Here is an 11,257-nt window from a genome sequence, read left to right on the forward strand (position 1 = left end):
TGCGGGAGCGGGCTCGCCCGTTTCCGCAGGGAGCACGCGGTGCGTGGCCTGTCGCGCGCCGCATCAGATGTAAACCGCGTTAGATAAGAAGAACAGTTAATAACAATAAAACGAGGATGTAGGGATGAAGAAGAACAACAACGCTCAGCGTATCGGCCAGTTGTCGGCGATTGCGGCAATGATGCTGGCCGGTAGCGTCCACGCGGCTGACGCGTTCAGCTCCGATTCGGAGTGGATGACCGGGGACTGGGGTGGCGAACGTACCAAGCTGATCGAGCAGGGTATCGACATCAAGATGGACTACGTCGGTGAGGTGGGCGGCAACCTGCACGGCGGCTACAACAACGACAAGACGGCGCGTTACTCCGACCAGTTCGGTCTGGGCGTGGCGTTGGACCTGCAAAAACTGTGGGGCTGGGACAACACCCAGGCCAAGATCCAGCTGACCAACCGTAATGGCGAAAACATTTCCAACGACCGTGTTGGCGATCCGCGTGCCGGCACACTCAGTTCCTCGCAGGAAGTCTACGGTCGTGGCCACATGGTGCGTCTGACCCAGTTGTGGATCAAACACCAGTTCTTCGACAACAAACTCGACGTCAAGGCCGGTTACTTCGGCGAAGGCGAAGACTTCAACACCTTCCCGTGCGACTTCCAGAACCTGGCGTTCTGCGGTTCGCAAGTGGGCAACTGGGCGACCAACATCTGGTACAACTGGCCGGTCAGCCAGGCGGCCATTCGCGTCAAGTACAACATCAACGACGAGCTGTATGCGCAGATCGGTGCGTACAACCAGAACCCGTCGCAACTGGAACACGGCAACGGCTTCAAGCTGAGCGGCAGCGGTACCAAAGGCACCGTGTTGCCAGTGGAACTGGTCTGGTCGCCTAACCCGAGCGGCCTGCCGGGCGAATACCGTGTCGGTTACTACAAGAGCACGGCCGATGCCGACGACGTTCGCGAAGACGTCAACGGTTTCGACGCGGCGACCACCGGTGATGCCTACCGCACCCACAGCAGCAAGCACGGTTACTGGTTCGTTGCGCAACAGCAACTCACCAGCCACAACGGTGACAAGAGCCGTGGCCTGAGCATCGCTGCCAACGCCACGTTCCACGACAAGGACACCAACTTCATCGACAACTACCAGTCCGTGATGTTTGTGTACAAAGGTCCGTTCGACGCGCGTCCGAAAGATGACTTCGGTATCGGTGCGGCACGAATTCATGTCAACGATGACGTGAAGAAGAACGCTGAACTGCTGAACGTCTCCAACGGTGTTTCGGACTACGACAATCCGGTGTTCTCGCCGATTCGTGAAACCGAATACAACTACGAGATCAACTACGGCTTCCACGTCACCAACTGGCTGACCGTACGCCCGAACCTGCAATACATCACTCATCCGGGCGGTGTGGATGAAGTGGATAACGCTTTGGTCGCTGGCCTGAAAATTCAGTCTACGTTCTGACGCGTCTGCGATAAGCTCCTCTCTATGTGCGCATATTTGCGGACGGCCAAGGCTGTCCGCTTTTTTTTGGAAAGGGGTGTCGCAGCCCATGAAAGTTGAATCTGGAACCGTGGCCCATGCATGAGCATCCGCTGCAACGCTTCTTCAAATCCCTGCGCGAACGACCGGTGTTCGCCTGGGAGCGCTATCAGATGCGCGATGTGCTGGTGATCGATCATCCACTGTGTCAGGCGGTGTTCAGTCGTCAGGGCGCGCAATTGCTGCATTTTCAGCCGCGAGGTCAGAAACCGTGGTTGTGGTGCGCGGCGAAGTGGCCGCATGTCGGCGCGATTCGCGGCGGCGTGCCGGTGTGCTGGCCGTGGTATGGCCGTCACCCGAGCGAAAACGCGTGGCCGTCCCATGGCTGGGCGAGACTGCTGGACTGGAAACTGCTCGACAGCAGCAGCGCCGATGACGGCGTGCGCCTGCACTGGCAATTGCAACTGTGCGACTGGCAGGTGGACCTGCACGCGCACCTGGGCGAACGCATGGAATTGCGCCTGAGCACCGAGCATCAGGACGACATGCCGTGCCAGTTGAGCCAGGCTTTGCACGCTTACTGGCGTATTGGCGATGTGAGTGAGATAGCGCTGTCTGGGCTCGAAGGCGCGCAGGGTTATGATCAGTTGAACCGTGAGGTCTGCCAGCAGGAGGGCGAGTTGCGGGTCGATGGTGGCTGTCAGCGAGTGTTCCAGCACGACGGCGAATTGCAGCTCAAGGATCACGCCTGGCAACGCGAATTGTGCATCGATACCGGTGACAGCGCGGACACCGTGGTGTGGCATCCGGGAGCACGGCCGTTGCTGGGCGTGAGCTGGGACGAGATCTCGGAGTTTGTCTGTGTCGAAGCGGCGGCGGGGGGCACCGACAGCCTGCATCTGGCGCCGGGGGAGAAGGCGCATTTGAGTTTGCAGGCTTGGGCTGGCGCCTAGCGATGATCGTTCCGACGCAGAGCGCTGATCGTTCCCACGCTCCGCGTGGGAATGCAGCCCGTGACGCTCCGCGTTACTGGACGCAGAGCGTCCCTTGAGGCATTCCCACGCAGAGCGTGGGAACGATCAGCGCGAACTAGTTGAACTCGTCACCCACCGGATACCGGCTCGCGTTCAGGCTCTCTTTGATCTTGCGCAGATGCGGCTGGAAATCCACCCCGCGACGCAACGTCATTCCCGTCGCCAGCACATCCAGCACCGTCAACTGAATGATCCGCGAAGTCATCGGCATATAGATGTCGGTGTCTTCCGGCAACGGAATGTTCAGGCTCAGCGTACTGGCCTTGGCCAGCGGCGAGTTTTCTGCCGTCAGGCCCAGCACCGACGCGCCGTTCTCCCGGGCGATGCGCGCCACTTCCACCAGCTCGCGGGTGCGCCCGGTGTAGGAGATGATCACGAACAGCTCGCCGGTGTGCGCCACCGAAGCAATCATGCGTTGCATCAGCACATCGGCGTGGGCGGTCACCGCCAGGTTGAAGCGGAAGAACTTGTGCTGCGCATCCAAAGCCACCGGAGCCGAAGCTCCGAGGCCGAAGAAGTGGATCTGCCGTGCCTGGATCAACAGGTCGACGGCGCGGCTGATCAGGTTCGGGTCCAATGCCTGACAGGCGCTGTCCAGCGAGGCGATGGCGCTGCCGAAAATCTTCTGCGTGTAGGCCTCGGGATTGTCGTCGGCTTCTACTGCGCGGCTGACATAGGCCGCGCCGCTGGCCAGGCTCTGGGCCAGTTGCAACTTGAGTTCGGGGTAGCCGCTGACGCCGAACGAACGGCAGAAACGGTTGACCGTCGGTTCACTGACCGACGCTGCCTGGGCGAGGGCGGCGATGCTGAAGCGGGTGGCCTGCTGTGGGTTGAGCAGGATCACTTCGGCGACTTTGCGTTCGGCCTTGTTCAGCTCTTCAAGGCGACTCTGGATCTGTTCCAGTAAATTTCGCACGCGGTCCATAAGAATTCCTAGATTCACCGGCGCCGATAAGCGCGCGGCTATGCAAATTGGGCCTTTGATGTGGCCCGTGACGGTGGCCTATCCTACTGATGGCTCCGACCGACCACCACTCGGAATCTGTATTTTGCGAAAATGTTGTGGTTATTACTACATTTTCCCTTGAGTGATGCCTTGAAAAAAGGTATTTGTAGCTTAACTTGATAAAAGAACAAACATCATGCCTTCGATTACGGTTGAACCGTGCACCTTCGCCTTGTTCGGCGCCTTGGGCGATCTGGCCCTGCGCAAGCTGTTTCCTGCCCTTTATCACCTTGACGGCGCCGGCCTGCTGCACGAGGACACGCGCATTATCGCACTGGCCCGTGAGGCGGGTACCGAGCAGCAGCACCTGGCGTTCATCGCCGCCGAGCTGCGCCGTTATGTGGGCAAAGAGCTGGACGAGGCCGTGGCCGAGCGCTTTCTGGCGCGCCTGACCTACCTGCACGTCGACTTCCTCAAGGCTGAAGATTACGTGGCGCTGGCAGAATTGGCCGGCAACACACAACGCATGATTGCCTACTTCGCCACTCCGGCGGCGGTGTATGGCGCGATCTGCGAGAACCTCGCGAATGTCGGTCTGGCAGAAAACACCCGCGTGGTACTGGAAAAACCGATCGGTTCGGACCTGGAATCCTCGCGCAAGGTCAACGACGCCGTGGCGCAATTCTTCCCGGAGAACCGCACCTACCGCATCGACCACTACCTGGGCAAAGAGACCGTCCAGAACCTGATCGCCCTGCGTTTCGCCAACAGCCTGTTCGAAACTCAGTGGAACCAGAACTACATCTCCCACGTGGAAATCACCGTGGCCGAGAAGGTCGGTATCGAAGGCCGCTGGGGCTACTTCGACAAGGCCGGTCAGCTGCGGGACATGATTCAGAACCACCTGCTGCAACTGCTCTGCCTGATCGCCATGGATCCGCCGGCCGACCTGTCCGCCGACAGCATCCGCGACGAAAAGGTCAAGGTGCTCAAGGCCCTGGCGCCGATCAGTCCGGAAGGACTGACCACCCAAGTGGTGCGCGGCCAGTACATCGCCGGGCACAGCGAGGGCAAGTCCGTGCCGGGCTACCTCGAAGAACCGAATTCCAACGCCCAGAGCGACACTGAAACCTTCGTCGCCCTGCGTGCCGACATCCGCAACTGGCGCTGGGCCGGCGTGCCGTTCTACCTGCGTACCGGCAAGCGCATGCCGCAGAAACTGTCGCAGATCGTCATCCACTTCAAGGAACCGTCGCACTATATCTTTGCCCCCGAGCAGCGCCTGCAGATCAGCAACAAACTGATCATCCGCCTGCAGCCGGACGAAGGCATTTCCTTGCGCGTGATGACCAAGGAGCAAGGCCTGGACAAGGGCATGCAACTGCGCAGCGGCCCGCTGCAACTGAATTTTTCCGACACCTGGCGCAGCGCTCGGATCCCCGATGCCTACGAGCGGTTGTTGCTGGAAGTGATGAACGGCAATCAGAACCTGTTTGTCCGTAAAGATGAAATTGAAGCCGCGTGGAAATGGTGTGACCAGCTGATCGCCGGGTGGAAAAAATCCGGTGACGCGCCCAAGCCGTATGCGGCCGGGTCGTGGGGGCCGATGAGCTCTATTGCATTGATCACGCGGGACGGGAGGTCGTGGTATGGCGATATCTGATGTGAAACTGCCCGAGGGCGTGAATGCCCGTGAATTCAAGAGCCCGGTGTTGCTCGCCGAAGGTTTGGCGCTGAACGTCGCCAAACAGTTGAGCGAAGCACTGGCAGCGCGCGGCAACGCTGTGCTGGTGGTGTCCGGCGGTCGTAGCCCGGTGGCGTTTTTCCAGCACCTGGCCAAGCAGGAACTGGACTGGTCGAAGGTCGTCGTGACCCTCGCTGACGAACGCTGGGTACCGGTCGAACATGCCGACAGCAACGCCGGTCTGCTCAAGCAGTATCTGCTCAAGGGCCCGGCGGCAAAGGCGCAGTTCCTCAGCCTTTACAGCGCGGCGGCCAACGTCGAGCAGGCTGCGGAGCAGGCCGATCGTTTGCTCGCCGAGTTGCCGCCCATCGACGTGCTGGTGCTGGGCATGGGCGATGACGGTCACACCGCGTCGCTGTTCCCGGACAGCCCGAACCTGGCTGAAGCCCTGCAAGCTGACGGCACTCGCCGCTGCTGGCCGATGCTCGCGCCAAGCGTGCCGCGTCAGCGCCTGACCATGAGCCGGGCGCTGCTGGCTTCGGCGAAGCACAAGATTCTGTCGATTTCCGGTCAGTCGAAACTGACCACCCTGAATGCCGCAGTGGCATCCAACGACGTCGCCGCCATGCCGGTTCGCGCGTTTCTGCAACCTACGTTAGAGATTTACTGGTGCCCATGAGCCAAGGAACAGCCGCTATGACAACCCCATCCCCGACCGTTTCCATGGCGGACAAAGTTGCCCTGATCGACAGCCTCTGCGCCAAGGCGCGGATTCTGCCGGTGATCACTATCGCCCGTGAACAGGACGTGCTGCCGCTGGCCGACGCCCTGGCTGCCGGTGGTCTGACCGCGCTGGAAGTGACCCTGCGTTCGCAGTTCGGCCTCAAGGCGATCCAGATCCTGCGCGAGCAGCGCCCGGAACTGGTGACCGGTGCCGGCACCGTGCTCGACCGTAACATGCTGGCTGCGGCCGAAGCCGCCGGTTCGCAATTCATCGTCACCCCGGGGATCACTCGTGATCTGCTGGAAGCCAGCGTCGAAAGCCCGATCCCGCTGCTGCCGGGCATCAGCAATGCCTCCGGCATCATGGAAGGCTATGGCCTGGGTTATCGCCGCTTCAAGCTGTTCCCGGCTGAAGTCAGCGGCGGCGTGGCGGCAATCAAGGCCCTTGGCGGCCCGTTCGGCGAAGTGAAATTCTGCCCGACCGGCGGCGTCGGCCCTGCCAACATCAAAAGCTACATGGCGCTGAAAAACGTCATGTGCGTGGGCGGTAGCTGGATGCTTGATCCTGAGTGGATCAAGAACGGCGACTGGGCCCGCATTCAGGAATGCACTGCCGAGGCGTTGGCGCTGCTGGACTGATTGGTTCAACCCTACACTTCGTTGTGTGTTCTACGGCTTTACGGTGCGCTTGGTCGGTGCACCGTTTTTTTTTGCCCGCGAAAAACTTCGTTATCTGGAGATACGTTATCTGGGGATACGTTATCTGGAGATACATAGTTACCGCACCTGGCTTCGCGTGTGGCGTTAACCTGCGTTCATCTTATGGAAGAGAGAGCGCGTCATGGATAACCAGCTTTCAGCACCCCCGGTATATCAACTGGCCCCCGAGCAAGTCGCCGGGCCGTATTTTCGCAATCCCAAACTGTTGCGCCGCAACATCAGCGAAGGTGCCGAAGGCCTGCCGCTGCTGCTGCGCCTGACCATCGTCGACGCCATGACTGCCGAGCCGGTCAGCGGTGCGCTGGTGGATATCTGGCATTGCAACGCACGCGGCGCCTATTCCGGCTGGAGTCGGGTGAACCCGGATCTGGAAGTCGACGTCGAGGACATCGGCTCGATTCCGCGAACCGACGACGACACCTATCTGCGCGGCGGCCAGTTCAGCGACCACAAGGGCAGGGTGCGCTTCACCACGATCTATCCGGGGTTCTACGCCGGCCGTGCCCTGCATATTCATGTGGCGGTGCGCATCGTCGCCGGCACCGAATACCTGGAGGAGCGCAATGTGGCCTGGGTCGGGCAGTTGTATTTTCCGGAGGTGGTTTCCCGTGGCGTGCTCAATGCCAAGGCCTATCGCGGGCGCAGCTCGCTGCCGGTGTGCAACGCAGACGATCCCTACTTCGCCAACATGGGCGGTGAAGAGTCGACCCTGACGGTGTGGCCGATCGGTCGCGAGTCACACGAGGACGGTTACTTCGGCCACCTCACGATCGGCATCGACACCTTTGCGGTGTCGTCGCAGATCAAGCCCGAGGATTTCGACAAGTACACGGTTTAACGCAGCTCATTCAGCGCCAGAATCAGCGACTGAATCTCCGCCGCCGTCGTGGTCAGCGACGGCGTGATACGGATGCACGGTCCGCAGGCTGCGCCGTTGCGCACGACAGTGAACAGGTTGTAGTCGTTGAGCAGGCGTTCGACCATCGCCTGCTGGTCGGTATGGCGAGTAAAACGCATCGAGGTGATGCCGCAATACAGGCGCGGATCGTCCGGGGTCGTGACTTCGATGCCTGGCAGGTTGCGCACGGCGCTGACCCACAGGTTGCGCAGGTAATTCATCCGTGCACCTTTGGCCGCCGCGCCACCCAGTGAGCGGTGCTCCTCGAACACCAGAGGCAGGGTCATCAGTGCCGGAATGTTCGGCGTGCTGTGGGGCGTGCGTGAGCGGATATCGCCAGCCGGAAAATGCATCTCGCCCATGTCCGGGTCGATGTCGGCCAGGCGCTGCGGTGCGATGTAAATAAAACCGAGGGTCAGCGGCGAGCCGATCCACTTGTGCAGGTTGTACCCGGCAAAGGCGATGCCCAGCGCTTCAAGATTGAACTCGATCTGGCCAAGGGCATGGGCGCCATCGAGGATGATATCGACGCCGTACTCCCTGGCCAGCGAGGCAATGGCCTGCACCGGCATCACCAGCCCGGTACGGTGGGTGACGTGGGTCAGGGCCATCAGCTTGAGCTTTGGATGGCGGATAAAGGCTTCGCGGTACGTGGCCAGCAGGCTGTCGAAGGTGGCGGGGTGGGCGTGCTCGATTTCGATCACCTCGACTCCGCGATACTGCGCCAGCCAGCGCATGGCGCCCTTGACCGTGTCGTACTCCAGATCGCAGATCAACACCTGGTCGCCTGGCTGCAGGCGATTGTAGTTGCGGATCAGCGATTGCAGGCCGGCAGTGGCGTTGTGGGTGAACGCCACGCTTTGCGCGCGCACGCCGATCAACTCGGCCAGTTGCGCGCGGATGTCGAAACTGTCGTGCTGTTCGAAACGCTGGCGCACGTAGATCGAGTTGCTGTTGTTGATCAGCTCGATGTTGCGCTGGTACTCCTCGACCACGGTGCGCGACATGCGCCCGAAATAGCCGTTCTCCAGATTCACGGGGCCAGGGTGGCGGTCGTAACGGTCGGCGAAGGTTTGCCAGAAAGCTTCGTCTCGGGCGCGGCGGGTGTTATCGGGCATGGTCGACTCGACTCGGATCAGGGTGACGCCTCAGTGGCGCGGGGCGGGTTTGCCGTGTTTGGCGCGCAGCGGTTCGAGCAGTTCCGACAGGCCGTTGTGGTCGATTTCCTGCATCAACGCCAACAGCCCGCCCAGTTCGCCATGGGGAAATCCTTCCCGGGCAAACCAGTTCAGGTAAGGGCCCGGCAGGTCGGCAATGATCCGGCCCTTGTACTTGCCGAAGGGCATTTCGCGGGTGATCAGCAGTTCGAGCTTTTCAGGGTTCATCGTTGGAGTCGTCTGGCTTTGAAAACACTTTGGAAAATACAGGCATTCTGCATGCAGGCCAAATGACAGATCATGCAAATAACAGGCATACAGATTTTTGCTGTATCTATAACTTATTGAAAAATAACGATTAAATTCTTTAATAGAATCTGGCACGGCTGCTGCAACACTCCTTGCATCTTTAACCCACGCAAGGAATTGAAAAATGACTGACATGAATAAAGAAGCCATCTCCGTCCTCAACGACCTGATCGAAACCAGCAAGGACGGTCAGGAAGGGTTCAAGACCTGCGCTGAAGACATCAAGCATCCAGAGCTGAAAACCCTGTTCGTGAAACGCTCCGCCGATTGCGCAACGGCTGCGGCCGAGCTGCAAGCCGCCGTGCGTTCGATGGGTGGCGATCCGGAAACCTCGACCAGCGTGAGCGGTGACTTGCACCGTCGTTGGGTCGACGTCAAAGCGATGTTCACCGGCAAGGATGAAGAAGCGGTGCTCAACGAAGCCGAGCGCGGTGAAGACCACGCCCTGAAGGCTTATCGTGAAGCGATCGATAAGCTTACCAAGATTAAAGATCACGGCCTGGCAAAAATTTTTGACCTGGTCGAAAAGCAGTACCACGGTGTGCAACGCAATCACGATCAGGTGAAAGTGTTGCGTGACCAGGCCCGCGCACGCTCGTAAGCGTTCGAGGCCAACAAAAAACGCCAGCGGGTCTGGCGTTTTTTTTGTGTCCGGATCAAACCGAGGATGATCAGCCGATGCTGATAGCCGGCAACGTCGGCAGGGTAACGGTCTGTTGTTTGCGCGGCGCCAGAATTTCGGCCTCGCCGTCCACCACCAGCTCATCGCGCTGGTTGAACACGCGAGTGGCAATGCGCACGCGGAATTTCGGCAGTTTCTCGAGGATTTCCAGACGCACGGTCAGGGTGTCGCCGATCTTCACCGGCTTCTGGAAGCTCATCTGCTGGCCGATATAAATGGTCCCCGGCCCAGGCAGCTCGCAAGCGACTGCGGCACTGATCAGTGCGCCGCTGAACATGCCATGGGCGATGCGCTCCTTGAACATGCTGGCGGCGGCGAACTCGGCGTCCAGGTGCACCGGGTTGTGGTCACCGGACATCGCGGCGAACAGCTGAATGTCGCGTTCCTCGACGGTCTTGCTGTAGGTCGCGGTCTGGCCCACTTCGAGGGCTTCGTAAGGGATATTGGTAACCTGGGTCATGGGGCTGAATTCCTGTGACGGATGAAATGAATCCACAAAAAATTATTCGCTGCGGTGCGGCCGGCGATGGCTCAGTGCCTGGTCGATCCAGGTCAGCACATCGGCGGTCACTTCCTCGCGGTTGCTCTCGTTGAACAATTCGTGCCGCGCCTGCGGGTAGATCTTGAGTTGCAGGTTCTGGCTGCCGGCCGCGCGCAAGGCGTTGGCCAGATCAGTCAGACGCTTGCCTTCGCTCACCGGATCACATTTGCCGCCGATTACCAGCAGCGGCAGGCCCGGATCGATTTGGGCGAGATTGGACGCTTTGCTGATTTGCTGCAACCCGCCGAGCAGGTCGATCCACAACTGATTGGTGCAACGAAAGCCGCACAGCGGATCGGTGGCGTACTTGTCGACCTCGGCCGGATCGCGGCTGAGCCAGTCGAAAGGCGTGCGTGCCGGTTTGAATGCCTTGTTGAACGAGCCGAACGAAAGCCATTCGATCAACGCGCTGCGGCCCTTGGGGCCCTGGCGCAGTTTTTCGAACCGGGCGATCTGTCGGGCCGCGCGGTACAGCGCGACCGGCTGGAAATTCGATCCGCTGAGAATTGCGCCGTGCAGGCTGGCGCTGTGATGCAGCAGATACGCTTGGGCAATGTAGCTGCCCATGCTGTGCCCGAGCAGCACGATCGGCACCCCCGGATGACGCTGGCCGAGGAACTGGTTGAGGCTGGCGATATCGCCAACCACCTTGCACCAGCCATCATCATCGGCGAAATGCCCCAGCGTCCCATGATCGGCGGTTTTGCCATGGCCACGCTGATCGGGTGCATACACACCGTAGCCCTCGGCACAGAAGGCCTCTGCCAGGCGTGCGTAGCGGCCACTGTGTTCCGCCATGCCGTGGGCCAGCAGAATCAGCGCTTTCAGCGGCGTGTTCGGCAGCCACAGGTTGACGTAGAGGCGGCTGCGGTCACTCGCGTCCAGCCAGAAGGTGTCGTGGATCATGGCGATTCCTTTTGCGGCCTGATATTGCTGAATATTGCTGATGCGTCTTGCAGAGATTGCATTGTATAGCGCGTCCGATCAGCTCTCGCCACGGCAGGAAGATTCACACGATCAATGACGACCTTGCCCATATTTGCCTGAATGACCATAGCTGCTAGTGTCCGTGAA

General features: G+C 60.2%; 12 protein-coding genes. 7 read left to right on the forward strand and 5 right to left on the reverse strand.

All coding sequences use genetic code 11. The annotated features are described in order from the left end of the window. Positions 1-124 precede the first annotated feature (124 nt). Together MKZ87_RS19240 and MKZ87_RS19245 are read left to right on the forward strand one after the other, a co-directional pair. Positions 125-1,471 (forward strand): carbohydrate porin, encoded by a 1,347-nt coding sequence (locus MKZ87_RS19240; protein WP_085697143.1) that lies wholly within the window; start codon positions 125-127, stop codon positions 1,469-1,471. A gap of 116 nt (positions 1,472-1,587) precedes the next feature. Next, positions 1,588-2,442 (forward strand): D-hexose-6-phosphate mutarotase, encoded by an 855-nt coding sequence (locus MKZ87_RS19245; protein WP_085697142.1) that lies wholly within the window; start codon positions 1,588-1,590, stop codon positions 2,440-2,442. 136 nt (positions 2,443-2,578) lie between these two features. Here MKZ87_RS19245 and MKZ87_RS19250 read toward each other — a convergent pair whose 3' ends face one another. Next, positions 2,579-3,439 carry a MurR/RpiR family transcriptional regulator gene (locus MKZ87_RS19250; protein ID WP_169842436.1) on the reverse strand — a complete coding sequence of 287 codons (861 nt, stop codon included), beginning with the start codon at positions 3,437-3,439 and terminating at the stop codon, positions 2,579-2,581. 226 nt (positions 3,440-3,665) lie between these two features. Between MKZ87_RS19250 and zwf the strand changes: the two genes are divergently transcribed. From zwf to MKZ87_RS19270, 4 genes are all read left to right on the forward strand, one after another. Continuing rightward, positions 3,666-5,132: a glucose-6-phosphate dehydrogenase gene (zwf, locus tag MKZ87_RS19255; RefSeq protein ID WP_085697141.1), complete on the forward strand. Its 1,467-nt coding sequence runs from the start codon at positions 3,666-3,668 to the stop codon at positions 5,130-5,132. Further along, complete coding sequence (gene pgl, locus MKZ87_RS19260) at positions 5,119-5,832, forward strand: 6-phosphogluconolactonase (RefSeq protein WP_085701634.1); 714 nt, start codon at positions 5,119-5,121, stop codon at positions 5,830-5,832. Before zwf ends, pgl begins: the two co-directional genes overlap by 14 nt. 17 nt (positions 5,833-5,849) lie before the next feature. After that, a complete protein-coding gene (locus MKZ87_RS19265; RefSeq protein ID WP_011335602.1) occupies positions 5,850-6,515 on the forward strand; it encodes a bifunctional 4-hydroxy-2-oxoglutarate aldolase/2-dehydro-3-deoxy-phosphogluconate aldolase in 666 nt (221 codons plus the stop codon). 202 nt (positions 6,516-6,717) lie between these two features. Beyond that, positions 6,718-7,434: an intradiol ring-cleavage dioxygenase gene (locus MKZ87_RS19270; protein ID WP_085697139.1), complete on the forward strand. Its 717-nt coding sequence runs from the start codon at positions 6,718-6,720 to the stop codon at positions 7,432-7,434. Here MKZ87_RS19270 and MKZ87_RS19275 read toward each other — a convergent pair. Next, positions 7,431-8,612 carry an aminotransferase class V-fold PLP-dependent enzyme gene (locus MKZ87_RS19275; RefSeq protein WP_085701633.1) on the reverse strand — a complete coding sequence of 394 codons (1,182 nt, stop codon included), beginning with the start codon at positions 8,610-8,612 and terminating at the stop codon, positions 7,431-7,433. The two genes, MKZ87_RS19270 and MKZ87_RS19275, sit on opposite strands and share 4 nt — an antisense overlap. 30 nt (positions 8,613-8,642) lie before the next feature. Beyond that, positions 8,643-8,879, reverse strand: coding sequence for a DUF3820 family protein (locus MKZ87_RS19280; RefSeq protein WP_003213031.1), 237 nt, complete (start codon positions 8,877-8,879; stop codon positions 8,643-8,645). 205 nt (positions 8,880-9,084) lie between these two features. Here MKZ87_RS19280 and MKZ87_RS19285 point away from each other — a divergent pair, with 205 nt between their 5' ends. Further along, the gene (locus MKZ87_RS19285) at positions 9,085-9,561 is read left to right on the forward strand and encodes a ferritin-like domain-containing protein (protein ID WP_085701632.1); all 477 of its coding nucleotides are present in this window, start codon (positions 9,085-9,087) and stop codon (positions 9,559-9,561) included. Positions 9,562-9,631: 70 nt separating this feature from the next. Here the strand turns inward: MKZ87_RS19285 and MKZ87_RS19290 are convergent, their stop codons facing one another. Both MKZ87_RS19290 and MKZ87_RS19295 read right to left on the reverse strand, forming a co-directional pair. Beyond that, a complete protein-coding gene (locus MKZ87_RS19290) occupies positions 9,632-10,102 on the reverse strand; it encodes a MaoC family dehydratase (RefSeq protein ID WP_085697136.1) in 471 nt (156 codons plus the stop codon). A gap of 42 nt (positions 10,103-10,144) precedes the next feature. Further along, on the reverse strand, positions 10,145-11,089 hold the full coding sequence (locus MKZ87_RS19295) for an alpha/beta hydrolase (protein ID WP_085701631.1): 945 nt from the start codon (positions 11,087-11,089) through the stop codon (positions 10,145-10,147). Between the last annotated feature and the right edge of the window lie 168 nt (positions 11,090-11,257).

It is taken from the genome of Pseudomonas sp. MCal1 (assembly GCF_026341415.1).
In the GTDB taxonomy this organism is placed as follows: domain Bacteria; phylum Pseudomonadota; class Gammaproteobacteria; order Pseudomonadales; family Pseudomonadaceae; genus Aquipseudomonas.

Bases quoted from the DNA above. Each gene is read 5' to 3' on its own strand.
- MKZ87_RS19240 (WP_085697143.1), top strand. From the start codon at position 125: ATGAAGAAGAACAACAACGCTCAGCGTATCGGCCAGTTGTCGGCGATT.
- MKZ87_RS19245 (WP_085697142.1), top strand. From the start codon at position 1,588: ATGCATGAGCATCCGCTGCAACGCTTCTTCAAATCCCTGCGCGAACGA.
- zwf (WP_085697141.1), top strand. From the start codon at position 3,666: ATGCCTTCGATTACGGTTGAACCGTGCACCTTCGCCTTGTTCGGCGCC.
- pgl (WP_085701634.1), top strand. From the start codon at position 5,119: ATGGCGATATCTGATGTGAAACTGCCCGAGGGCGTGAATGCCCGTGAA.
- MKZ87_RS19265 (WP_011335602.1), top strand. From the start codon at position 5,850: ATGACAACCCCATCCCCGACCGTTTCCATGGCGGACAAAGTTGCCCTG.
- MKZ87_RS19270 (WP_085697139.1), top strand. From the start codon at position 6,718: ATGGATAACCAGCTTTCAGCACCCCCGGTATATCAACTGGCCCCCGAG.
- MKZ87_RS19275 (WP_085701633.1), bottom strand. From the start codon at position 8,612: ATGCCCGATAACACCCGCCGCGCCCGAGACGAAGCTTTCTGGCAAACC.
- MKZ87_RS19280 (WP_003213031.1), bottom strand. From the start codon at position 8,879: ATGAACCCTGAAAAGCTCGAACTGCTGATCACCCGCGAAATGCCCTTC.
- MKZ87_RS19285 (WP_085701632.1), top strand. From the start codon at position 9,085: ATGACTGACATGAATAAAGAAGCCATCTCCGTCCTCAACGACCTGATC.
- MKZ87_RS19290 (WP_085697136.1), bottom strand. From the start codon at position 10,102: ATGACCCAGGTTACCAATATCCCTTACGAAGCCCTCGAAGTGGGCCAG.
- MKZ87_RS19295 (WP_085701631.1), bottom strand. From the start codon at position 11,089: ATGATCCACGACACCTTCTGGCTGGACGCGAGTGACCGCAGCCGCCTC.